General features: G+C 39.3%; 23 protein-coding genes. 4 read left to right on the plus strand and 19 right to left on the minus strand.

Translation table 11 applies throughout. From position 1 onward, the window contains the following. Positions 1-221 precede the first annotated feature (221 nt). Together ptsP and MK405_RS02920 are read right to left on the minus strand one after the other, a co-directional pair. Positions 222-1,955: a phosphoenolpyruvate--protein phosphotransferase gene (ptsP, locus tag MK405_RS02915; RefSeq protein WP_268704281.1), complete on the minus strand. Its 1,734-nt coding sequence runs from the start codon at positions 1,953-1,955 to the stop codon at positions 222-224. A 5-nt stretch (positions 1,956-1,960) separates the two neighbouring features. Next, positions 1,961-2,224 carry a phosphocarrier protein HPr gene (locus tag MK405_RS02920; RefSeq protein ID WP_000146948.1) on the minus strand — a complete coding sequence of 88 codons (264 nt, stop codon included), beginning with the start codon at positions 2,222-2,224 and terminating at the stop codon, positions 1,961-1,963. A 361-nt stretch (positions 2,225-2,585) separates the two neighbouring features. Between MK405_RS02920 and nrdH the strand changes: the two genes are divergently transcribed. The 4 genes from nrdH (at position 2,586) to MK405_RS02940 (ending at position 7,111) form a co-directional block, all read left to right on the plus strand. Then, a complete protein-coding gene (gene nrdH, locus MK405_RS02925) occupies positions 2,586-2,804 on the plus strand; it encodes a glutaredoxin-like protein NrdH (protein ID WP_000259240.1) in 219 nt (72 codons plus the stop codon). A gap of 80 nt (positions 2,805-2,884) precedes the next feature. Further along, positions 2,885-5,044 carry a class 1b ribonucleoside-diphosphate reductase subunit alpha gene (nrdE, locus tag MK405_RS02930; protein WP_268704282.1) on the plus strand — a complete coding sequence of 720 codons (2,160 nt, stop codon included), beginning with the start codon at positions 2,885-2,887 and terminating at the stop codon, positions 5,042-5,044. Between the two features lie 195 nt (positions 5,045-5,239). Beyond that, entirely contained in the window at positions 5,240-6,202 is a 963-nt protein-coding gene (gene nrdF / locus MK405_RS02935; RefSeq protein WP_000451372.1) for a class 1b ribonucleoside-diphosphate reductase subunit beta, read from the plus strand. A gap of 141 nt (positions 6,203-6,343) precedes the next feature. Continuing rightward, a complete protein-coding gene (locus MK405_RS02940; protein ID WP_268704283.1) occupies positions 6,344-7,111 on the plus strand; it encodes a DeoR/GlpR family DNA-binding transcription regulator in 768 nt (255 codons plus the stop codon). Between the two features lie 40 nt (positions 7,112-7,151). On the opposite strand, the gene lacG is transcribed toward MK405_RS02940, so the two are convergent. The 17 genes from lacG to MK405_RS03025 form a co-directional block, all read right to left on the minus strand. Further along, positions 7,152-8,558 carry a 6-phospho-beta-galactosidase gene (gene lacG, locus MK405_RS02945; protein ID WP_268704284.1) on the minus strand — a complete coding sequence of 469 codons (1,407 nt, stop codon included), beginning with the start codon at positions 8,556-8,558 and terminating at the stop codon, positions 7,152-7,154. Positions 8,559-8,642: 84 nt separating this feature from the next. Next, the gene (locus MK405_RS02950; RefSeq protein ID WP_070567861.1) at positions 8,643-10,337 is read right to left on the minus strand and encodes a lactose-specific PTS transporter subunit EIIC; all 1,695 of its coding nucleotides are present in this window, start codon (positions 10,335-10,337) and stop codon (positions 8,643-8,645) included. Beyond that, the gene (locus MK405_RS02955; RefSeq protein WP_001078319.1) at positions 10,337-10,654 is read right to left on the minus strand and encodes a PTS lactose/cellobiose transporter subunit IIA; all 318 of its coding nucleotides are present in this window, start codon (positions 10,652-10,654) and stop codon (positions 10,337-10,339) included. The genes MK405_RS02950 and MK405_RS02955 overlap by 1 nt, the downstream gene beginning before the upstream one ends. A gap of 35 nt (positions 10,655-10,689) precedes the next feature. Next, on the minus strand, positions 10,690-11,526 hold the full coding sequence (locus tag MK405_RS02960; protein WP_084849620.1) for a PRD domain-containing protein: 837 nt from the start codon (positions 11,524-11,526) through the stop codon (positions 10,690-10,692). A gap of 235 nt (positions 11,527-11,761) precedes the next feature. Then, positions 11,762-12,742, minus strand: a complete 981-nt coding sequence (lacD, locus tag MK405_RS02965; RefSeq protein WP_268704285.1) for a tagatose-bisphosphate aldolase — start codon at positions 12,740-12,742, stop codon at positions 11,762-11,764. Between the two features lies 1 nt (position 12,743). Then, positions 12,744-13,673 carry a tagatose-6-phosphate kinase gene (locus MK405_RS02970; protein WP_084849618.1) on the minus strand — a complete coding sequence of 310 codons (930 nt, stop codon included), beginning with the start codon at positions 13,671-13,673 and terminating at the stop codon, positions 12,744-12,746. A gap of 10 nt (positions 13,674-13,683) precedes the next feature. Next, on the minus strand, positions 13,684-14,199 hold the full coding sequence (gene lacB / locus MK405_RS02975) for a galactose-6-phosphate isomerase subunit LacB (RefSeq protein ID WP_084849617.1): 516 nt from the start codon (positions 14,197-14,199) through the stop codon (positions 13,684-13,686). Between the two features lie 30 nt (positions 14,200-14,229). After that, on the minus strand, positions 14,230-14,655 hold the full coding sequence (lacA, locus tag MK405_RS02980; protein ID WP_000029277.1) for a galactose-6-phosphate isomerase subunit LacA: 426 nt from the start codon (positions 14,653-14,655) through the stop codon (positions 14,230-14,232). A 291-nt stretch (positions 14,656-14,946) separates the two neighbouring features. Beyond that, on the minus strand, positions 14,947-15,843 hold the full coding sequence (locus tag MK405_RS02985; RefSeq protein ID WP_268704286.1) for an aldose 1-epimerase family protein: 897 nt from the start codon (positions 15,841-15,843) through the stop codon (positions 14,947-14,949). A 102-nt stretch (positions 15,844-15,945) separates the two neighbouring features. Then, the gene (locus tag MK405_RS02990; RefSeq protein WP_000382524.1) at positions 15,946-17,421 is read right to left on the minus strand and encodes a PTS galactitol transporter subunit IIC; all 1,476 of its coding nucleotides are present in this window, start codon (positions 17,419-17,421) and stop codon (positions 15,946-15,948) included. 54 nt (positions 17,422-17,475) lie between these two features. After that, on the minus strand, positions 17,476-17,781 hold the full coding sequence (locus MK405_RS02995; protein ID WP_000590551.1) for a PTS sugar transporter subunit IIB: 306 nt from the start codon (positions 17,779-17,781) through the stop codon (positions 17,476-17,478). Positions 17,782-17,818: 37 nt separating this feature from the next. Beyond that, positions 17,819-18,295 carry a PTS sugar transporter subunit IIA gene (locus tag MK405_RS03000; RefSeq protein WP_000521983.1) on the minus strand — a complete coding sequence of 159 codons (477 nt, stop codon included), beginning with the start codon at positions 18,293-18,295 and terminating at the stop codon, positions 17,819-17,821. Between the two features lie 190 nt (positions 18,296-18,485). Next, on the minus strand, positions 18,486-19,175 hold the full coding sequence (locus MK405_RS03005) for a sugar phosphate nucleotidyltransferase (protein WP_000643950.1): 690 nt from the start codon (positions 19,173-19,175) through the stop codon (positions 18,486-18,488). Between the two features lie 11 nt (positions 19,176-19,186). Next, positions 19,187-20,065 (minus strand): DMT family transporter, encoded by an 879-nt coding sequence (locus tag MK405_RS03010; protein ID WP_070535240.1) that lies wholly within the window; start codon positions 20,063-20,065, stop codon positions 19,187-19,189. 1 nt (position 20,066) lies between these two features. Continuing rightward, positions 20,067-20,924 (minus strand): phosphotransferase family protein, encoded by an 858-nt coding sequence (locus MK405_RS03015; protein ID WP_125389428.1) that lies wholly within the window; start codon positions 20,922-20,924, stop codon positions 20,067-20,069. 16 nt (positions 20,925-20,940) lie between these two features. Beyond that, positions 20,941-21,963 (minus strand): ribitol-5-phosphate dehydrogenase, encoded by a 1,023-nt coding sequence (locus tag MK405_RS03020; protein WP_084867180.1) that lies wholly within the window; start codon positions 21,961-21,963, stop codon positions 20,941-20,943. A 4-nt stretch (positions 21,964-21,967) separates the two neighbouring features. Further along, entirely contained in the window at positions 21,968-22,675 is a 708-nt protein-coding gene (locus MK405_RS03025) for an IspD/TarI family cytidylyltransferase (RefSeq protein ID WP_000638516.1), read from the minus strand. Positions 22,676-22,902: the final 227 nt, after the last annotated feature.

Below are 22,902 nucleotides of genomic sequence, written 5' to 3' on the forward strand. Positions count from 1 at the left end.
TCATTCCTAAATTGCAGAAACTCCTCTCTAAAAGTTAACTGGTTAATAGTTTACTCCTAAATTTTCAACTTGTCAAGATTTTTATGAACCAGTTAACGATTTTTTTGTTTTCTACACTATCTTCTATCTGAACAGTCTGATTTGAGAATCCTATATTGAAAATCAATCACCAAATTTTTAAAACAAAAAATCCCTGCAACTGAGTTGCAAGGACCTTTCAATTAATCAAAGTCAACGTATTCTTTTTGAAGTTCAAGAACTTCTTCCATTGTTGAGCATTCTGTAAGGGCACGGTTTGCGTACTCTTCCATCTTAGCTGTGTCGAGTTTCTTCATCAAGCTACGTGTACGAAGGACAGATGTTGCTGACATAGAGAACTCATCCAAGCCCATTCCGACAAGAAGTGGAACAGCTTTTTGGTCACCAGCCATCTCACCACACATACCTGCCCATTTACCTTCAGCGTGAGCTGCTTTGATAACGTTGTTAATCAAACGTAGGATTGATGGGTTATATGGTTGGTAAAGGTATGAAACTTGCTCATTCATACGGTCTGCTGCCATTGTGTATTGGATCAAGTCGTTTGTACCAATTGAGAAGAAGTCAACTTCTTTTGCAAATTGGTCTGCAAGCATTGCTGCTGCTGGGATTTCGATCATGATACCAACTTGGATATTATCCGCAACTGCAACACCTTCAGCAAGAAGGTTTGCTTTTTCTTCGTCAAAGACTGCCTTCGCTGCACGGAATTCTTTCAAGAGCGCAACCATCGGGAACATGATACGCAATTGACCGTGTACAGACGCACGAAGAAGAGCACGGATTTGTGTGCGGAACATAGCATCTCCAGTTTCAGAAATAGAGATACGAAGGGCACGGAATCCAAGGAATGGGTTCATTTCATGAGGCATATCGAAGTAAGGAAGTTCCTTATCTCCACCGATATCCATTGTACGAACAACAACAGGCTTACCGTTCATCCCTTCAAGTACAGCTTTGTATGCTTCGTACTGCTCGTCTTCTGTTGGGAAGTCTTGAGAATCCATGTACAAGAACTCTGTACGGTAAAGACCAACAGCTTCGGCACCGTTGGCATTGACACCTTCAACGTCTTTTGGAGTACCGATGTTGGCAGCCAATTCAAAGTGTTTACCATCAGCAGTTACTGTTTTAGCATCTTTCAAGAGAGCCCATTCAGCTTTTTGTTTCGCATAAGCTTCACCAGCAGCCTTGAATTCTGCCGCTTGCTCATCAGTTGGGTTGATAATCACTTCACCAGTGATACCGTTAACAGCAAGGATATCACCATCTTTAACAATTTCAGTGATGTTGTTTGTACCCAATACTGCAGCTATTTCAAGTGTACGCGCCATGATAGCTGAGTGGCTCGTACGTCCACCGATGTTGGTTACAAAAGCTTTTACAAAGTTTTTGTCCAATTGAGCTGTATCTGAAGGAGTCAAGTCATGCGCAATCACGATCACTTCTTCATTGATAGAAGCTGGGTTTGGCAATTTCTTACCAAGGAGATTTGCCAATACACGTTTCGTCACGTCGCGGATATCCGCTGCGCGTTCTTGCATGTATGGGTTGTCTTCCATACCTTCAAAGATAGTGATAAACATGTCTGTCACTTCTTTCAGACCTGCTTCTGCATTCACTTTCTTCGCACGGATTGTTTCCTTAATTTGGCTGATCATTTCTGGGTCAGCAAGAACCATTAAGTGAGCGTCAAAAACTTGAGCAGCTTCTTCACTGAGCGTACCTACTGCTTTCTCACGAATAACAGAAAGCTCGTCTTGTGATGCTTTTAGAGCGGCATCAAGGCGAGCTTCTTCTGCGTTTGTATCTTCGACTGTAATAGTCTCAAATGACAAATCCGGTTGAACGAGTAGATATGCTTTTGCAACTGCAACACCGTCTGATGCTGCGATTCCTTTAAGCATTTCTGTCATTTTCCTTATGCCAATCCTTCTTTTTCCATAGTTTCAGTGATAGCAGCGATTGCGTCGTCAGCATCTGCACCTTCAGCTGAAATTGTAACGTCAGCACCTTGGCCAACACCAAGACTCATAACACCCATGATTGATTTAAGGTTTACTGATTTACCTTTGTATTCAAGAGTGATATCTGAAGCAAATTTGCTAGCTGTTTGAACCAACAATGTTGCTGGACGTGCGTGAATACCTGTTTCTGCCACTACGTGGAAATCTTTAGAAGCCATAGTTTGACTCTCCTTTAGTTATTTCTTTTTTGGATTATATGTGATAACCCTTACAAGACTGTATTATATCACCTTCTAGATAATTTTTCAAGTATTTTATGGATTTTCTTCGTTTTCCTTTCTGATAACTTGCTGAAAATCTTCTATTTATATTGCCAATATACAGTATGTAGTTTTTTTATTTTGAGAAAGTTTGACAATTCAACGGAAGTCAAAATTTATGTTTCAAAAAACACTATATCTTGTGTTTTGATTTCAAAACTGTAACTTTTTAGCACAAGATTTAGTTTAAAAAGTTTGACAAAGTTTTTTTTTCTGATATACTAAGAAAGTAATCTATTTTGAAAGAGGAGTTACGAAAATGGTAACCGTTTATTCTAAAAATAACTGCGTCCAATGTAAGATGACCAAACGTTTCTTGGACAGCAACAATGTCGCTTATCGTGAGATCAATCTCGACGAGCAACCAGAGTACATAGATCAAGTTAAAGAGCTTGGTTTCAGCGCTGCTCCTGTTATCCAAACACCAACTGAAGTCTTTTCAGGTTTCCAACCAGGAAAACTGAAACAATTAGCATAATCTTAGTACATCATCCAGAAGAGATTGCTTCTAGGGCTAACTTAGAGGCCTTTCTTTTGTAATTAGATAAAGGAAATTTTATGGGATTAAAACATCTTGAGGACGTGACTTACTTCCGTCTCAATAACGAAATCAACCGTCCTGTCAATGGACAAATCATGCTTCATAAAGATAAAGAAGCCTTGGATGCCTTCTTTAAAGAAAATGTAATTCCAAACACTATGGTTTTTGATTCAATTACTGATAAAATCAACTACCTTATTGAACATAACTATATTGAAACTGCATTTCTCAAGAAGTACCGTCCAGAGTTTTTGGAAGAATTGCATCAATTTATCAAAGACCAAAACTTCCAATTCAAATCATTCATGGCAGCCTATAAGTTTTACAACCAGTACGCCTTGAAGACTAATGACGGTGAATATTACCTTGAAAGTATGGAAGACCGTGTCTTCTTTAATGCACTTTACTTTGCTGACGGGGATGAAGCGATCGCGACTGATATTGCCAATGAAATCATCCACCAACGCTACCAACCAGCTACTCCTTCCTTTTTGAACGCAGGCCGTGCTCGTCGTGGGGAGTTGGTCTCTTGTTTCTTGATTCAAGTAACTGATGACATGAACTCTATCGGACGTTCTATCAACTCTGCTCTTCAACTTTCACGTATCGGTGGTGGTGTGGGAATTTCCCTCAGCAACCTTCGTGAAGCTGGAGCTCCTATCAAAGGTTATGAAGGTGCTGCTTCTGGTGTCGTACCAGTTATGAAGCTTTTTGAAGACAGCTTCTCTTACTCAAACCAACTCGGGCAACGTCAAGGTGCCGGGGTTGTCTACCTCAACGTCTTTCACCCAGATATCATCGCTTTCCTTTCAACTAAGAAAGAAAATGCCGATGAAAAGGTTCGTGTTAAGACCCTCTCACTTGGAGTTGTGGTACCAGATAAATTCTACGAATTAGCTCGTAAAAATGAAGAAATGTATCTCTTTAGCCCTTACTCTGTAGAGCTTGAGTACGGTGTACCATTCAACTACATCGACATCACTGAAAAATACGATGAATTAGTCGCAAATCCAAATATCCGCAAGACAAAAATCAAGGCGCGTGATTTGGAAACTGAAATCTCTAAATTGCAACAAGAATCTGGTTACCCTTATGTAGTCAACATTGATACAGCCAACCGCGCTAATCCAGTAGATGGTAAGATTATCATGAGTAACTTGTGTTCTGAGATTCTTCAAGTTCAAAAACCAAGCTTGATCAACGATGCTCAAGAATTCCTTCAAATGGGAACAGACGTTTCATGTAACCTTGGATCAACCAACGTGGTCAACATGATGACTTCACCTGACTTTGGTCGTTCTATTCGCGCGATGGTTCGTGCCCTTACTTTCGTTACAGATAGTTCACACATCGTAGCTGTCCCTACTATCGACCACGGAAACAATTTGGCTCACACCTTTGGCCTTGGTGCCATGGGACTTCATAGTTACCTTGCCCAACAACTGATTGAGTACGGATCACCTGAGTCAATTGAATTTACAAGCATCTACTTTATGCTTATGAACTACTGGACCTTGGTGGAATCAAACAATATCGCACGCGAACGTGGTATCACCTTCCACAACTTTGAAAAATCAGACTATGCTAACGGTAGCTACTTTGACAAGTATGTGACAGGCGAATTTGTTCCAAAATCAGACCGTGTTAAAGAACTCTTTAAAGATGTCTTTATTCCAAGCGCTGCTGATTGGGCTGAACTTCGCGAAAAGGTTCAAGAAGATGGTCTTTATCACCAAAACCGTCTAGCTGTTGCTCCAAATGGTTCTATCAGCTACATCAACGACGTTTCTGCATCTATCCACCCGATTACGCAACGTATCGAAGAACGTCAAGAGAAGAAAATCGGTAAAATCTACTATCCTGCTGCAGGTTTGTCAACAGATACTATCCCTTACTACACTTCTGCTTACGACATGGATATGCGTAAGGTGATTGATGTTTATGCTGCTGCGACTGAGCACGTGGATCAAGGACTTTCACTCACTCTCTTCATGCGTAGCGACATTCCAAAAGGTCTTTACGAATGGAAGAAAGAGAACAAACAAACGACACGTGACCTATCTATCCTTCGTAACTATGCCTTTAACAAGGGAATCAAGTCAATTTACTACGTTCGTACCTTTACAGACGACGGTGGAGAAGTCGGTGCTAACCAATGTGAAAGCTGTGTGATTTAATTTTTATCTGAGGCAACCACATTTTCTCAGACTACTGATTAAGTTACCCACCAGAAAAAAAACTTGACAAGCATCTAAAATACTAGGAAAAATGAAAAGTCGGTCTTCCGACTTTTTGTGCGATACTCTTCTCAGACTATGATAAACTAGAGATGATTCTATAATCGCATTATTACATACAGAAAGAGATTTCAAATGGAAACTTACTACAAAGCCATTAACTGGAATGCCATCGAAGATGTCATTGACAAATCAACTTGGGAAAAGCTGACGGAGCAATTCTGGCTCGACACTCGTATCCCCTTGTCAAATGACCTTGACGACTGGAGAAAACTATCAAACAAGGAAAAAGACTTGGTAGGAAAAGTCTTTGGTGGTTTGACCCTTCTTGATACCATGCAATCAGAAACAGGAGTTCAGGCTCTTCGCGCAGACATCCGTACACCGCATGAGGAAGCTGTTTTCAACAACATCCAATTTATGGAATCTGTCCACGCAAAATCTTACTCTTCTATCTTTTCTACCTTGAACACCAAGGCCGAGATTGAAGAAATTTTCGAATGGACTAACACCAACCCTTACCTACAAAGAAAAGCGGAAATTATCAATGAAATCTATCTCAATGGTAGCCCACTAGAAAAGAAAGTTGCTAGCGTTTTCCTTGAAACCTTCCTCTTCTACTCTGGTTTCTTTACACCACTTTACTATCTCGGTAATAACAAACTTGCCAATGTTGCGGAAATCATCAAACTGATCATCCGTGATGAGTCTGTTCATGGAACCTACATTGGTTACAAGTTCCAACTTGGTTTTAATGAACTACCTGAAGAAGAGCAAGAAAAACTCAAAGAATGGATGTACGACCTGCTCTATACTCTTTATGAAAATGAAGAAGGCTACACAGAAAGCCTTTATGACGGTGTCGGTTGGACGGAAGAAGTTAAAACCTTCCTTCGCTACAATGCCAATAAGGCTCTGATGAATCTTGGACAAGATCCACTCTTCCCAGATTCAGCTGATGATGTCAACCCAATCGTTATGAACGGTATTTCAACAGGAACTTCTAACCACGACTTCTTCTCTCAAGTCGGAAATGGTTACCTCCTTGGTGAAGTTGAAGCTATGCAAGACGAGGATTACAACTACGGTTTAGATTAAAAATAAGCTTTAATCCATACTTCTCACAGTTTGTTTAAACAGACTGTGAGATTTTTGTTTTTGTTTTATTTTGTTTTTTTCTATTTGATCGATTGAGCGTTTTATGGTAAGATAATAATAGTAGAAATCGAGGTGATAAGGATGCTAAAGCAAGAAAAGCTAGATAGTATTTTAGAAACAGTGAATACTAAAGGAACCATTACTGTAAAAGAGATTATGGAGAGTCTTGATGTATCAGATATGACTGCTCGTCGCTACTTACAAGAATTGGCAGATAAGGATTTGCTGGTTCGTGTGCATGGTGGTGCTGAAAAACTTCGTACAGGTTCTCTATTAAACAACGAACGCTCAAATGTTGAAAAACAAGGCTTGCAGATTGCTGAAAAACAAGAAATTAGCCGTTTTGCTGGTCATTTGATTGACGAAGGTGAAACCATTTTTATCGGGCCAGGAACAACCTTAGAATGTTTTGCTCGTGAGCTCCCTATCGATAACATTCGTGTTGTAACAAACAGTCTTCCAGTTTTTCTCATCCTAAACGAACGAAAATTAACAGATTTGATCTTGATTGGCGGAAATTATCGCTCTATCACTGGTGCTTTTGTAGGGACACTTACCTTGCAGGATTTGACAAACCTTCAGTTTTCTAAGGCATTTGTTAGCTGTAATGGTATTAAGGATAAGGCAATTGCTACTTTCAGTGAAGAAGAGGGCGAGGTACAACGAATCGCCTTGAACAATGCCAATAAAAAATACTTACTGGCAGACCACAGCAAGTTTAATAAGTTTGATTTTTACACTTTCTACAATATCTCAGAGATTGATACTATCGTTTCAGATGCCAAACTGAGTCAGGAAACATTTGAAGAACTGTCAAAACAAACAACCATTCTTTTATCAAAACCATAAAAATTCCCCTGCCTTTGTGGCGGGGAATTTTTGTTGAATTTTATTCAATAAGTTGTGTCTCAGCTAGTTTTTTATACCAATGAGCCGATTTCTTTGGATAACGTTCTTGAGTTTCAAAGTCTACATAGAAGAGACCGTAACGTTTTTCATAACCGTTTGACCATGAGAAGACGTCCATCAATGACCAAATGAAGTAACCTTTTACATTAGCTCCATCTGCAATCGCATCAGACAAAACTTCCAAGTGTTGCTTCACGTAATCAATACGACCATCATCGTAAACAGTGTTATCAACAAACTCATCTTTGTATCCAAGACCATTCTCAGTGATGTAGATTTTCTTGTAGTTCGGATAATCCTGCTTCACGCGCATGATTTGATCATACAAACCTTGAGGGTAGATAATCCAATCCCAATCCGTACGTGGTACATAATCAGGAGCTACACGACGACCAACACCTTTGATTTGGTACTTAGAGCTTCCTTTTTCACCCTTACCATTATGGATAATTTCAGTTTCTCCATCAAAGGCTTCCATCCAGTCACTCATGTAGTAGTTAATACCAAGGAAGTCATTCAAGTCTTTTGCGGCTTCTAATACTTCGAAATCTTCTTCACGAAGATCTAAGCTACCACCATTGGCAGCCAAGATAGCCTCTACCCCTGCCAGGGTCTTTTCAGAGTAGTGACCCAGATAAGTTGCATCCAAGATAAATTTATTATGGATAATGTCCTCCAACTCTGCCGCAATAACATCTGCAGGATTTTCAGGATCAAGTGGGTACTTGGTTGGGAGAGCGTGCACGACACCAATTTCACCTTTATAACCTTTATCTTTATATAGCTTGACTGCACGCGCATGCGACACCATCATATTGTGATGAGATTGGAAGACTTTGGCAAGATTATACTGAATACCTGGAGGGAATTTCCCAACCAAATACTGGCCATCTCCTATCGGCCCAATTTCATTAAAGGTTGTCCAAAAGTTAACTTCAGGAAATTCTTCAAAACAGAAGGCTGCATAATCCACAAAGTGATTAATGTTTTCTCTATTCAGGAAATCTCCGTTTGAATGAAGTGCTTCTGGCGTGTCAAAGTGATGAAGAGTCACGAAGGGCTCAACATGCCGTTTGTGGCACTCTGCAAATAGATTATGATAGAACTCAACCCCCTTGTCATTAACCTTCCCATAACCAGTTGGAAAGATACGTGACCAAGCGATTGAAATACGGATACCATTGACACCATACTCTTCTGCAAGTTTGAGGTCAACTGGGTATTTGTGATAGAAATCACTGGCTGGTTCAGCAGTGTACCAGTAGTTATCTTTGAGGTATTTGTCCCAGGCGACTGGCCCTTTACCATCAGTATGTGTAGCACCTTCTGCTTGGTAGGCTGCTGTTGCTCCGCCAAAAATAAAGTCTTTTGGAAGTGTTTTTGTCATTTGATTCACCTTTCAAGAAATAGAAATGAGATGGGGGTATAGTTGGGAGGAGTTCCTCCATCTCACTTCTTCGCTATTTACATTTTATTCTTCGAACTGCGCTTGAACAAAGGCAAGAGCGCCTTTTCCATCGCGAGTCAATTTAATGTATTGGCCACCTTCTGTCTTAGCAAGTTTGATACCAAGTTTGTCAGTTTCGGCCTTCATGTCTTCAAAGTTTGAAGCAACTTGAGGAGCAAGGATAACCAGATCAAACTCAGGCAACATTTCACGGTGAGCACCATAGCCACCAGCTGCTGCTTTAACAGGAACTTTGTATTCTGCTGCCGCTTTGTTTAGAGCATTTGCAAGGAGACCACTTGTACCTCCTCCTGCACAGAGAACGAGAACATTTGTTTCTTCTGTGATTGTATTTTGTGCTGCTTCTACACCTGCTTTTTCAAGAATAGCATCTGCTTTGGCAGTATTGAAGTTTGCTGCTACTTTTTCTTTCAATTCATCATTGGCTTTACCTGAACGTTCTTCTTCAAGAATTTGTTCATCATAAACCTTGAGGAATGGATAGTAAATGGCTACGTCAACAAGGATTAACAAAGCAGCAAGTACAAATGACAAGAATTGGAAGTTTGTACCGAGAACAATACCGAGCGGACCTGGTGTTGTCCAAGGAAGGTTGGCTGTAAATGAGTTCATGCCAAGCGTTTCAATGAAGAATTTAAAGATCCATACGTTGGCAATTGGCGCAAAGATGAAAGGAATAAAGAAGATTGGGTTCAAGACAAGCGGTGCACCAAACAGAATTGGTTCGTTTACTCCAAAGAATGTTGGAACAACAGACGCACGTCCGATTGCACGGTTTCGTTTCGATTTGGTCAACCACATGAACATGAATGGAACAACCAGTGTCGCACCCGTACCACCCATGGTAACGATAAACATTTGTGTACCAGAAGTAAGAATCTTGTCAGCGTGCATACCTTGTTGGAGAAGGTTCAAGTTGACCTCGGCATTTGCATAGGTAATAGCTGCGATAGCAGGTTCGACGATTGAAGGACCGTGGATACCAACAAACCAGAAGAAGGCAAAGGCACCAAAGATAATGGTAATACCTAGATAACCATCAGCAGCAGAGAATAATGGTGCAAAGAATTTACCGATTGATTCTGCTACACTTGCACCAACAAAATGACGAGCTAGTAAATCAAGAGCATAAAGAGAAACCACTGATAGAGTGAATGGAATCACATCTTTAAAGACTTGTGAGATATTTGGTGGAACTTCGTCAGGCATACGAATAGTGACGTTGTTCTTAACACAGACCTTATAGATGGCTACAGTTACAAAAGCTGCTAGGAAGGCTGAAAGCAAACCTTTTGTCCCCAAGAATCCAGTAGCTAGGCCATTTTCGATAGGATCAGCTGCCAACATCAACAAACCAACAATTGCTGCCAACAATGTTGACATATAGTTGATTTGATTGGTTTTCTCCATGCTACGGTTTACTGAGTCGGTCAATGACTTAGCTGTTGTACCAGCTACCAAGAGAGCTAGAATCCCCATTGAATAGCTATAAGGTTTCATGAGGAGATTAACAACATCATCAGACCATTTAAAGCCCCATGAGTTTGGTACAAAAGCAATCAAGATAAAGATACTTGAGAAGAGAATAACAGGCATACCTGCAATGAAACCATCACGAATAGCACGAAGGTAGATATTACGAGATAGTTTTTCAAAGAAAGGTTTCCCTTTCTCGATAAAAGAAATTAGTTTGTTCATTACTTAACTCCTCTCTTATAGAGTTCGATTAAATGGTGCATCAAATCTTTAAGCAAGATAGTTGTCATCAAGTGATCCTGACCATGCATCATGGTCACACTATAAGCCAAATCCTCACCAGCTGCTTCCTTGGTCAATAGACTTGTTTGCGCGTGATGAGCCTCGGCGATACAGCCTCCAGCTTCCTCGACTAAGCTATCTGCTTTCGCAAAATCGCCAGCCTCAGCAGCCTTCAAGGCTTCCAATAGTTTTGAACGAGCATCGCCAGCATAGGCTACGATTTCAAAACCTAACAATGTTACTTCTTCTCTATTCATGATAGAATTCTCCTTATGTATTTTTAATTAAATTTTTATGACAATAAACGTTGGATATGTAGAACTAGATAAACTCGTTCACTTTTATACAAATCAAGACCCGTATGTTGCGTAATCACATCATAAATCTTGGAGCCGACCTCAAATGCCTTTGGATAGGATTGTTTGATATGATCTTCCATATCCAGAAGTGATTGGTTATCATCTCTAGATCTGTCTAAATAATCCAAGAAATAATTCAAATGAATCATAAAGCGATCATAGAAATGGTTATTCTTTTTGGTTCGTTGAATAGCGTAACTTTTCAGCACTTCTTCGACATTCCTGAGAATTTCTTTCCTCTTATCAATCGACTCAACAACTTCCACTTCATTCTCACCTTCGGCATTGATGAAATGATAAGCAATCCGAATAATTTCATCCTCAGGGAAATGATCTGTCAACTTCTGACGATAGATTTTAAAAGCTTCGTTTGCGATTTGAAAAGCGACAGGATACTTAGTAGAAATATCTGGTAGATTGCTATCCTTGTACCTTCCTTGTGTTAGAGCTTGATAGGAACAGTAAATATGATCTGTCAAGGTCACATAGAGATATTCTTGAATCGGATAGTGATATTTCTTAGAAAGATTATCAATGATCTCGTAGGTTACTGTGATAAAATCAAGCGGAACATCTTTGAGAAGAGCCATAAAGTTTTCTCTGGACTCTTCGGTCTTCATCCGAAAGATTTTCTCAACCTGATGTTCAGCAATCAAATCCCCCTTCTTCTTCCCAAATGTAATCCCTTTACCAATTACAATCACCTCTTCTCCTTTATCATTTCTGACAAGTGAAACATTGTGATTCATTGGATTTAGAATTCGATACATGTCAACCTCCTTTTATATCTTAAAGGTATATGAGTACAAAAAATGACCACAAATGAACTAGAAAATCCTTTGATTTCTAATCCACCTGTGATCATGCCTAATATTACTTAGTAACACTCACCTTGTATTAACTTGTGATTCAAGTATAACACAAGTAAGTTATTTTGTAAACCTTTACATGTAACTTTTTTTAAAAATTTTTTTAGATTCATGTTCCTAAACTAGGAGGAAGATTTTACACGCGTTCTTTCCATGAAGTCGCTGTTGTTTGAAGAACTTTGTTGAGTTCGTCAATGTTTTCAAAACCAGTTGTGCGAAGCCATTCGCGAGCTGCTGCTTCACCATCTTTGATGTAAGCTTCAACTGATCCAGCCCATGTAGCACGGCCACAAAGAACACCATTGAAATTTGCACCTGATTCATGGGCAAATACAAGAGTATCTTGGAAGAGTTTAGCTGATACACCAGCACTCAAGTAGATGTATGGCAAGTTAGTTGCTTCATCTTGTGCTTTGAAGAAGGCTGCAGCTTCTTCGCGAGTATGAACGATTTCACCATCACCAAAGCCTTCAACGTATTTAATATTGACTGGAACTTCTACTTTCAAGACATCGATGTTAAAGCGTGGGTCTGAGAAGACTTTCATGGCACCAATAACCTTGTGTGGTTTCACTTTTGCGTATTCTGCAGAGCCAGCATCAGCGATTTTTTCATCGTAAGCCAAGATTTCAAGGAAGAATGGAATGTCTTCTGCCACACACTCAGAGCCGATACGTTCGATGTAGGCTTGTTTTTCTTGGTTGAGTTCGTCAGAACTGTCTACGTCATAGTAAAGCAAGAACTTAACAGCGTCTGCGCCTTGTTCTTTGATGCGTTTGGCAGACCAAACATCCAAGCAGTCTGGCAAGCGTTTGGTGCTTGTTGTGTCGTAGCCAGTTTTCTCATAAGCAAGGAGAAGACCGGCGTTGGCATCAAGCGCTTTTGTAGCTGGAAGACCATACTCAGGGTCGAGAAGCATAGATGATGCGTATTTTGTCAATTCATCTGCTACCAAGACTTTGAGTTCTTCCATTTGAGCCACTGTTGGCTCTCCTGTTTGGTATTGAGCCATAAGGCGTTTCAAAGCACCACGTTGGTCAAAGGCAAGAGCTGAGATGATTCCATTTTCATCTGAAAGTTTTTCTAAGCGTGCACGTTTTTGTTCTGTTAAAGCCATTTTATACCTCTTTTACTGTTAATTGATCATATAGAGTTTGATAGTTAGCCATATTGACATGACCTGTCATCTTTTCTTGAGCATTGAGCATACCAAGGACATTTGCCTTGATGAGGAGTTCTGCATCCGATTCCTTACGAAGAAGTCCTGAGGAAATACCTGCAACAGTAGAATCTCCAGATCCGACAGGGTTGACTACCTGAATTCTAGGAATATCTACCTTGTAGAAAGTATCACCATGTTTGGCAAAAGCACCATTTGCACCAAGTGAAACAATTATCCACTCAATCCCTGCAAATAAAGGCTCTTGAAGAACTTCTTTTAATTCATCCAAATCCTCAGAAACTTCTTTCCCAAGAAGCTGAGACAATTCTTCGTTATTTGGTTTAATAACTGTTGGTTTATGTGGTGATTCAAGAACCGCCTGAAGGGCAGCACCTGAGCAATCCAGAACAACTGGTTTTCCTGCGCGATTAGCAAGTTCTACTAAGCTTGCATAGTAGTCAACTGGAAGACCAGCTGGCAGACTACCCGAGATAGCAACTACTTCCACAGTGTCGAGAAGATTCTCGAAATGAACCAAGAAATCTTGACCTTCTTGCTCCAGAACTTCAGGCCCTTTCTCAAGAATTTCTGTTTGGTTGTCACCATGTAGAATAGCGATACAGTTACGAGTCTCTCCTTGAATGGAGAAGAAACGTTTCGTTACTTTATCGTCAATATGATCTACTAAAAACTCACCAAGTTTACCACCGACCAAACCGGTAGCAGCAACAGAATCACCAAATTCTGAAAGAACTCGTGTAACATTGAGCCCTTTACCACCAGCTGTCTTGGTCACGTCCACCACACGGTTGACAGTATCAATTTTCAATTCATCCAAAGGATAAGAAATATCAATGGATGGATTCATTGTGACTGTTAAAATCATGCGTCACCTCTTAGTCGTGGTATTCACCGCGATCCCATTTTTCAAGGAATTCTGTAAAGAAGTTTGCATCTGCTTGATGAGCATTGTGAGTTTCAACGTGCTCAATTTTCGCAATCAATTTTTTGTTTTCTTTTGATGGTTTGTATTCAGCATTGATGAAAGCTTCAATGATATCACACATGAGCAATTCACCAGTGATTTTACCACCAAAACCAATAACGTTGGCGTTCAATTGTTCTTTGGCATAAAGAGCTGTTGTCATATCACGAACCAAGGCAGAACGAACTCCTGGAACTTTATTTACAGCGTTGTTGATACCAACACCAGTACCACAGATACATACCCCAAGATCAGCTTGACCGCTTGTAACGGCTTCACCAACTTTTTTACCAAAGATTGGGTAGTGAGTACGTGTGTGGTCATAGGTACCAAAGTCGATGACTTCATATCCTTTTGATTTCAAAAATTCTGAAACCGCCATTTTTTCATCTGTTACGATGTGGTCACATCCAATTGCAATTCTCATTTTTAACTTACCTTTCTTACTGTAATCTAATTAGCACATTTTGTTCAACATATCAACACGAATTTGGTGACGGCCACCGTCGTATTTGCCGTTAACAAAACCTTTAGCAATATTCTTAGCCAATTCATCACCAACAAGTTGTGCACCCATAGTGATCATACGTGAGTTGTTGTGTCCACGAGTCATATAGGCTGAACGTTCATCTGAAACTTCAGCAGCAACCATTCCTTTGATTTTAGTTGCAACCATGAATGGACCAGCACCATAAGCATCAATCACGATACCAAGGTTTTGTTCTTCTTTGTTTACTTCTGCAGCAACAGCAAGAGTCACATCAACAAAGTCTTGACCTTCAGCTGTAACATCCACAACGTGGAAGTTTTCTTTTTCCAAGAAGTCTTTCACAACTTCTTTCAATCTCAAACCTGCAGCATCTGCACCGATAACAATAGACATATTGTTTACTCCTTTTTATTATTCTAGGCTAGTAAAACCTTTTATAGTTAGCAGTTCACCTACAAAAAGTTTTCTAGCAGTTTATTGACAAATTTGATTGAATGAGATGAATAACACCTTATCCAAGTCCAGGAAATCAATCTCCTGGAAACAAACTTTCTCCGTTAAAGAGAATATAACAAGCGATTATTTGTTTGTTACAAACATCATTTGTTGTTTACAAACATAATATACTCCTATTTTTAGAAAAAGTCAACACTTAATGTTTGTTTTTGTGTTTTATTTTTTAATCTAAAAGATTTCAATATCAAAGCCAATCTGATCGAATTGGCATGGTTCCAAGAGCCGAACATTATTCTTATCTTCTAGATGATCTCCTTCTTCAAGGGATGTTGATAAGCCTGACCAAGGTTCAAAAGCGATGAAAGGTCCCTTATTCAAAGTTGACCAAATGATGAGATTTGAGAACTCTTGGAAGTGTACTTTTAATCCCTTCTCATTCTTACGAGAACGAAGGGAAATTGTTCTAGATTGCAACTCATCCAAAGTCACTGCATCAACACGAAACAGATCGTAACTGAGATCCACTTCCTTTTGTGAATCCAACCATGGACTTCTATCTTGGAAGTCTAACATTCCTGTTTCTGGGAATGGACGCGGAACAGAGCAAGTCTCTTCTTTCTCAAACTCTAAATAGTAGTCTTCATAAGTTTCGCCATCTAGTAGAGGGCAATTAAATCCTGGATGTCCTCCTATAAAGAATGGCATTACTTTATTGGTTTCTTTATTGAAAATCTTGTATTGAGTACGAACTATCTTGCCAGTAACCTTATAAGTGATTTCAAGGCGGAAATGATAAGGATAGTTCTGATAAGTATTCTCATCATCTTCGATAGCAAAGGTTACGCTGTTTTCTGTTTGATCAACTAATTCAAATTCTTTTTTGCGAACCAAACCATGTCGAGGAATAGTTCCTTTCGTCTCAGGTCCATCTGCGTGACTGTAGAAGGCTGTATCCTCTCTTAAAGAACCACAGATTGGAAAAAGTACAGGAGCTTGCCCACTCCAATAGGTGGCATCTCCTTGCCACAAGTACTCAACGCCATCTCGATCCTTGATTGACGACAAGGCACCACCAAAAGTTTTAAATTGGACCGTCAATTGCTCTGATTTTATTTCAATTACCATTATTTTCTCCGATTTCTTGATAGTTTATAAAAAACTAGGCTGTCACTCCCCATTAGGAAACTGACAACCTAGTTTTCACAATTTACATTTTATAGGAGCGAATTATTTAGCATTTGCTGCGTATTCTTCATTACGTTTAATCATTTGTTTTCTATACCAAGCAAAGATACCTACATAGAATACAAGGAAGACTACTGCACCAAGGATTGCTTTGATATCACCTGTTGTGGCATTACCAATTGCCCAACCAAGAAGTTTTTCGATTGGTCCTTCAAGAGTTGAGTGAGTAATCAATTGAGTTTGACTCACACCTTCTGGGAAGGCACCTACACCTTTAGCAAGTTCAGTTGCAAATGGTGCAATAAGTGTACCTGAAAGAAGGAAGAGTGGCAACAAGAGAGTTCCAAAGATAATCATACGGAGCAATTTACCACGAGTAACTACCAAGAGAGCTGGAGTTACACCCATTGCGATGATACCTGCAAGTGGCAAGATACCATTTCCGACTTTAGAAAGAAGTACAGCTTCTACTAGCATGATTGGAGCAAGTACGTTGGCACAAGCCCAGATTTCAGCACGACCAGCGATGAAAGGCCAGTCAAGACCGATGTTAAATTTACGTCCTTGAAGACGTTTAGTAGCAACGTTTGTAATACCTTGTGAAAGTGGTTCTACGGCTGCGATGAACCAAGATCCGATAAGTGAGAAGAGCTCCAAGCAGACACCGGCAGTCAAACCAAGGCTCAACCAACCTTTAATAACAAGTTCCCAAGATGCTGCTTCTTCTACTCCAGCAACTGGATGTGGAGTTCCCATCAAACCGATAACAATACCAAGGATGAAACCGATGAAGAATTTAGATCCCCAGAAACCGATTTTTTTGTTCAATTTAGCAGCGTCAAAGTCGTATTTATCAAGACCAGGCAATACTTTATCAAAAATCTTATCCAAAACCATGATAACTGGGTTCATCATGTAGTTCATGTGAGTTGAAGTCATTGGAGATGAACTTGGTGCGTTAAGAAGGTCGTCGAATGTTGGTTTCATCAAGTCAGAGTTGATGATTTTCAAAATACCTACAAGGACAACTGCTGCAGTTGCGATGAAAAGTGAAACCCCTTGGCTAACTCCATTGTTGTCTGCGTACCATTTGATCAAAAGACCAGTGATTGACAAGTGCCAGATATCGAAGATATCAACGTCAAGTGTGTCTGTTTTCTTCATTGCAAGCATCACAACGTTGACAATCAACATCACAAGCAAGAAGTAAAGTGTCCAGGCAGAACCCCAAGTGATGGTAGCAAGTGGTGCCCAACCAACGTCAGTGATGTTCAATTGAATACCAGTGTTTTCAACGAATTTCGCAAGTGATGCTGAGAAAGCTCCGTTGAGCATACCAATGATAGCACCGATACCAGTAAGGGCGATAGCAAGTTTGATACCACCTTCAAGCGCTTTGGAGAATTTCACTCCAAAAAGTAGGGCCAATACTGTCAAAATGATCAGCATGATGATAGGGCCACCCATAGCCAAGATAGGTTTGAAGATATCGTTGGCCAGATTGATAATGACATCCATAATAGTTCCTCCCGTTTTTTTAGTTATATGAATGTTAACAAGATAAAGAATAAATTAGCTTAGTCCGTGTTCTTTGATAGCTGCTTCAATATTGTCAAATACTGGAGCACTCATTGCTGGAATACGGAACAAGATTGGTCCAGCTTCAATTACTGGAATACCTGGTTCAAAACCAAGGTCAGTTGCAGCGATTGGTGTAAAGATATCGTAGCCCTTGATAAGGTCTTCGTTTACATCTTTCACCATGACTGCATCACAGTGAACGTCATAACCACGATTTGAGAGTTCTTCTTCTAGAGCACTTTTAATTTGGTGACTTGAGTTAACACCTGCACCGCAGGCAGCAAGAATTTTAATCATTTGGATTTCCTCCGATTTTATATTTTAATAGACAAGATTAAGCTGTTGCTTCAGCAATATAAGCATAAAGTTTTTCTGGTTCAGAAATTTTTGATAAATCTTCTAGATGATCCTTCCCTGTAAAGAAATCCATCAACTGAGCCAGAATATTCGTTTGACTTGAACTTGAGTTGTTAATGATAAAGAAGAGCAGTGAAACTTCAACCTCTCTATCAGGAGCAATCATGTTGTGAAAAGTTACTGGTTTTTCTAATCGAACAACCACTACTTTCTCAGCTAGATTATGAACAATATCTGTATGAGGAATAGCCACATTTGGTAAATCTTTCCCCAAAAATTCCATATCTAAACCAGTTGGAAATGACTTCTCACGCGCGATCAAGGCTTCACGATAAGTTGGAGTAACGATTTCTCGTTCTTCCAATAAGGTTGCCACCTGATTAAAAAGTTGTTCTTGATTATCCGCTTCTAAGCAAAACACCAGGTTTTTGTCAAAGAAATGATCTAATCCCATAACCTTTTCCCTTCTTTCAATTATCTTTTATGGTATAAGTATAACACTATATGAAATCGTTGTCAATATTTTTTGTTTCATTTTGTTCATTTTTTTGTAATTTTTGTTTTGTTTCAAGAATATAATCAATATCAAACATTTCTGTTTTAAAATCTACAAAAAAAGAAGGCTCAAGCCTTCTTCTCTTTCCTTACTCAATAGTAGATAAAATCTCTTCTAACTTATGGTAATCTTTTACACTATCAATTTCATAGATGCTATTTCCTTCTAATTCTTCGACATAGACATCTAATTCTTTGATATTATCCTTAACCATGTTGTCCCAGTAGAGATCAACAAATTCACCACTTTCGTAAGCTTTGTCAATAAAGCCAACAATCTTCTCAGCAGTTGGTGCATCCCAGAATGAAACTCCGCTCAGAATGCGACCAGCTTTGCTGTCAACAATAATATCTTGAACCTTGTAGTCATCACCGTAAACCAAGAACCACTCGTTCGTACAGTCTTCACGATAAACGCTAAAATAGGTAGAACGTTTAAGATCGTTTCGAAACATATTTTTGAAAAGATAGTTATCTGCATCGATGACGTAGCTGTTAGCCAAATCTTCTTTTACTAGATAAAGTGAGTAAAAGTTATTGTAATCAGCATACTTGTCGTTAAAGACTAAACGGACACCATATTTTTCTTTTAGGTAGTCAAATTGTTCTTTGAGGTAACCGACAACGATGATAATCTCATCAATTCCTCTCTCTTTCAAAAACTCGATTTGGTATTCTACCAAAGGTTTTTGATTAACCTTAACCAAAGCTTTTGGGGTATTTTCAGTCATAGGGCGCAGACGAGTTCCTAATCCCGCTGCTAAAATAATCGCTTTCACATGAATCTCCTTTATTCTTTAATAATAATATAAACACCAGCCATAACAATAAGTGAAGTGATAATTGTCAGCATATCTAGCGGTGCACCTAAGAAAATAGCTGCAAATAAGACAGTCCAAACTACATAGCTCACATTCAAACCTGTCGCTTTCGCAGGTTGCAAACGATTAATAGCGATATAATAAGCTAAGTAGGAAATCATATCAAAGGCTGCAAAGACAATCAAAAGGACTAGTAACTGCCCATCTGCCACTTCTGCAAATGAGTGGTGAGAAAAGAGCACAATCACAAGATAGGACAGGAATGAGGTTACTTGTCGGATTAACAAGGCTTCAATTTCACTTAAATCACTTTCCATAGCATAGGAACTGAGAACACTTTCACTCCCCCAGGCAATGGCACAGATAAGGGCACAAAGAATCCCAATGTAAAACGAGTTTACTTGTTCAACCTTGTAAGTTTGAGCAATGATCGCTGCAATAATCAAGAAAACACCGAATACTGTATTCTTTGAAACCTTGTGTTTCAAAATGAAGAAGGCTAGTAAAACTGAAACTGCTGGGTAAATAGCTGATACAGATGAAGCTAGAGAACTACCGATATATTTAACCGCATAAAGATTGGCCTGCATACCTATTGGTCCTGCTAGTAAAGCTCCGATAATTACACTTACATTTCGAATATTTAAGAAAATCGAGAGACGAACTTTTCCTTCTTTTACCAAAAGAAAAGCTAACAAGATAAAGATACTCAAGAAATCATGAGCAGCAGCCACCACAAAGGGTGAAAGATTTGTAAAAATTGAAAAGATATAAGCACTAATCGTTAGACCTAATCCCCAGAAGATACCAGAGAGCAGACCAAAGGAAACACCATTTTTATTCTTCATCCTAACCTCCATAATAAGTCAAACCTTCGACAGCTCTTTGGTAACGATTGACACCGTAATCTCCAAAATCAGCCCCTTGAGCTTCTTTGTACACTGTCCACAAACTCCAGATAGTATCTTGCAAGATTTTATAGATACGAATCTTCTCACGTGATACAGGCGTTTTGTCACTTTCATAGTAGGAAAGGAAATCATCTTCCTCTTGCTTTGTAAATTCAGACTCTAAGAAAAGAGCTGCCAAATCCCACATCGGGTCATTCATAGAAGAGTATTCCCAGTCAATCAAATACAAACGACCTTGTGGTGACTCGATAAAGTTTTCTGGTACCAAATCGATGTGACAGGACTTTCTATCAACACCCAAATCAGCCAATCTCTTTTCTAGTGAAAATACATCTTTTCTTACAGCTTCATAGTTTTCATAAGGGATAGGTCCCTCAATCAAGGATTCATATTTGCTGATTTCCTCAAAAGGAGCAAATTCTCCTCTTAATTCTTTCCCTGAAGCGTGGATGGTTTGTAAAATTGGTGCAATCTTTTCAAACTTGGACTTAATTGATGTTGAATCAAGAGTTACTGCTGATTCGATGTATTCATTTACTTTGATCCCTGACTCAATATCAAAAAGATAATTTTTGACATCTAAATCTAAATCCTCTAAAAGTTCAAGATTGTACTTTTCATTTTGACGATTGATGAGTTTTTCAGTCCCTTTACCAAAAAATTTCACAATATACTGTTTGTTGGTTGTTTTAACCAAATAGTTTTGATTGGTCATGCCTCCCAGCTGTTCAACACTGAGTACTTCCTCTTCATTAGATAGTAAAGAAGAAATTTTTTCTTTGATGAGTTTCTCCACAATTAACCTCCATCTTCTACACTTCCCACTTAAATACTGTTTTGAAAGCAGTATTTAGGTCTGTAGCAAAGACACGGTGAATGTCCTTGATTTCTCTCACAGGCTCTTCAACATAAAGGATATTCTTCAGACGATTCGCAAACTTTTTAACTTCCATCATTTGAATGGCCTTCTCAAAATCGACGCGTCCTGAACGAGATGAGCCTACTAATAACAATCCTTTTTCCAAAGCATCTCGTGTATTGATATTAACCTTGTATTCGCTCACTCCCATCATGAGAATCGTTCCCTGTGGACGAATATAGCGAATCAAGTCATTGATAGCTGGGCCTGTACCATCACCACCGCAACACTCAAATCCATGATCAAAGGTCAAATCCTCTGGGATATTATCCGTGATATAGCACTCTTTTGCAAAAGAGAAGAGCTCCAATTTTTCCCAATGGCGACCAATGACGATAATCTCTGCTTCTGGCAAGGTGTAATTGATGATATTTGCAACCACAAAGGCCAAACTACCATCTCCGATAACAGCGATTCGCTCTCGCTTGCTATGAGCAAGATGCAGGAATCGAGCCATAGCATGCATGCCAACACTTACAAACTCGGTGATGGCAGCAACTGTGTCCTCAATGTCATTATAAGACACAACACGATCTTTTGGAAGAGAGACAAATTCTCGCATAAAGCCGTCATAGCCACTAGATAGGAAGTAGGTCCCTGTCATGTAGTTCTCGTAGAACTCCTTGTCACTCTGCATAGGCGGTTGATTGGGAATCATAACTACCTTTTGACCGACTTCATAAGTCCCAGTTGGATCTGAAATAACAGTTCCACAAGACTCGTGAATCATCGCCATAGGAAGCTTTTTGGCCAATATCTTTGGATCGCGTTTCCCTTGATAGTAACGTTGATCTGCATGACAAACCGCCATATAATTTGGACGAATCAGGATATGATTCTCCTGATCAATGTCCTCTTCTTGGTATTTTACATTGATAAACTTTGGTTTTGTCAGTTGATAAATTTGATTAATCATAGCCCTAATCTTTCTCAATCATGCTTTTCGCGATTTTCAAGTCTGTCACAGTTGTGATTTTAAGATTTGAATATTCCCCTTTAGCTAGAGCAACATCCTTCCCTTTGATAACAAAAATCTTACATGCATCCGTCAGGATTTCTTTTTCTTGATCAGATAGGGAACCATACAAATCCATGAAATCCTTACAACGGAAAGTCTGAGGCGTTTGTCCTTGATAGAGGTGAGCACGATTTGGAATATCAGTGATAAACTGACCATTGGTACTTTCAACAATGGTATCAACCGCTTCTACTACTGTGTCAACCGCATCATGATTTTGGGCCAGTTTTATATTGTCCTGAATCATGCGAAGTGTGATAAATGGACGAACAGAGTCGTGAGTAATCACAATATCTTCTGGAGTGATTGGACGATAGGCATTAATGGCTTCTATTATCTTCTCGATACTGGTATTGCGATCAGCCCCACCTTTGGTAATGATGATGCGATCCTTGTGAAGAGAAAGATACTTGTCAACCAAGTCCTCAGCATGAGATACCCAATCTCCATGAACTCCAACTACAATTTTTTCAATACTTGGTTCTAAGACAAATTTTTCAATTGTGTGGATCAAAATAGGTCGATCACCCAACTCCAAGAATTGTTTTGGTAAATTACTGATTCCCATGCGTGTGCCAGTTCCTCCGGCTAGGATTCCTGCATAGATCATTTATATTCTCCTTTAGTTTATTCTAAAAAACTCATTACCATCTATTATATCACAATATATGCCTATCATGAAGAAAAGATAAAGAGCCACTATATGAATCGGCTCATTATTTAGGATGAAAAATGAACAATATTCAACAAAATCTGAAAAATCATAACAAATTAAGAAATAAATTTAGGTTATTCTCTATCCCCCTTATTCAACGTTCGGTTAATATAGAGTTCTTT

The organism is Streptococcus oralis (assembly GCF_026782345.1).
Lineage (GTDB): Bacteria > Bacillota > Bacilli > Lactobacillales > Streptococcaceae > Streptococcus > Streptococcus oralis_CK.

What these genes read in the sequence shown, in the direction of transcription:
- ptsP (WP_268704281.1), bottom strand. Translation starts at nt 1,955, where the DNA reads ATGACAGAAATGCTTAAAGGAATCGCAGCATCAGACGGTGTTGCAGTT.
- MK405_RS02920 (WP_000146948.1), bottom strand. Translation starts at nt 2,224, where the DNA reads ATGGCTTCTAAAGATTTCCACGTAGTGGCAGAAACAGGTATTCACGCA.
- nrdH (WP_000259240.1), top strand. Translation starts at nt 2,586, where the DNA reads ATGGTAACCGTTTATTCTAAAAATAACTGCGTCCAATGTAAGATGACC.
- nrdE (WP_268704282.1), top strand. Translation starts at nt 2,885, where the DNA reads ATGGGATTAAAACATCTTGAGGACGTGACTTACTTCCGTCTCAATAAC.
- nrdF (WP_000451372.1), top strand. Translation starts at nt 5,240, where the DNA reads ATGGAAACTTACTACAAAGCCATTAACTGGAATGCCATCGAAGATGTC.
- MK405_RS02940 (WP_268704283.1), top strand. Translation starts at nt 6,344, where the DNA reads ATGCTAAAGCAAGAAAAGCTAGATAGTATTTTAGAAACAGTGAATACT.
- lacG (WP_268704284.1), bottom strand. Translation starts at nt 8,558, where the DNA reads ATGACAAAAACACTTCCAAAAGACTTTATTTTTGGCGGAGCAACAGCA.
- MK405_RS02950 (WP_070567861.1), bottom strand. Translation starts at nt 10,337, where the DNA reads ATGAACAAACTAATTTCTTTTATCGAGAAAGGGAAACCTTTCTTTGAA.
- MK405_RS02955 (WP_001078319.1), bottom strand. Translation starts at nt 10,654, where the DNA reads ATGAATAGAGAAGAAGTAACATTGTTAGGTTTTGAAATCGTAGCCTAT.
- MK405_RS02960 (WP_084849620.1), bottom strand. Translation starts at nt 11,526, where the DNA reads ATGTATCGAATTCTAAATCCAATGAATCACAATGTTTCACTTGTCAGA.
- lacD (WP_268704285.1), bottom strand. Translation starts at nt 12,742, where the DNA reads ATGGCTTTAACAGAACAAAAACGTGCACGCTTAGAAAAACTTTCAGAT.
- MK405_RS02970 (WP_084849618.1), bottom strand. Translation starts at nt 13,673, where the DNA reads ATGATTTTAACAGTCACAATGAATCCATCCATTGATATTTCTTATCCT.
- lacB (WP_084849617.1), bottom strand. Translation starts at nt 14,199, where the DNA reads ATGAGAATTGCAATTGGATGTGACCACATCGTAACAGATGAAAAAATG.
- lacA (WP_000029277.1), bottom strand. Translation starts at nt 14,655, where the DNA reads ATGTCTATTGTTATCGGTGCAGATGCTGCAGGTTTGAGATTGAAAGAA.
- MK405_RS02985 (WP_268704286.1), bottom strand. Translation starts at nt 15,843, where the DNA reads ATGGTAATTGAAATAAAATCAGAGCAATTGACGGTCCAATTTAAAACT.
- MK405_RS02990 (WP_000382524.1), bottom strand. Translation starts at nt 17,421, where the DNA reads ATGGATGTCATTATCAATCTGGCCAACGATATCTTCAAACCTATCTTG.
- MK405_RS02995 (WP_000590551.1), bottom strand. Translation starts at nt 17,781, where the DNA reads ATGATTAAAATTCTTGCTGCCTGCGGTGCAGGTGTTAACTCAAGTCAC.
- MK405_RS03000 (WP_000521983.1), bottom strand. Translation starts at nt 18,295, where the DNA reads ATGGGATTAGATCATTTCTTTGACAAAAACCTGGTGTTTTGCTTAGAA.
- MK405_RS03010 (WP_070535240.1), bottom strand. Translation starts at nt 20,065, where the DNA reads ATGAAGAATAAAAATGGTGTTTCCTTTGGTCTGCTCTCTGGTATCTTC.
- MK405_RS03020 (WP_084867180.1), bottom strand. Translation starts at nt 21,963, where the DNA reads ATGATTAATCAAATTTATCAACTGACAAAACCAAAGTTTATCAATGTA.
- MK405_RS03025 (WP_000638516.1), bottom strand. Translation starts at nt 22,675, where the DNA reads ATGATCTATGCAGGAATCCTAGCCGGAGGAACTGGCACACGCATGGGA.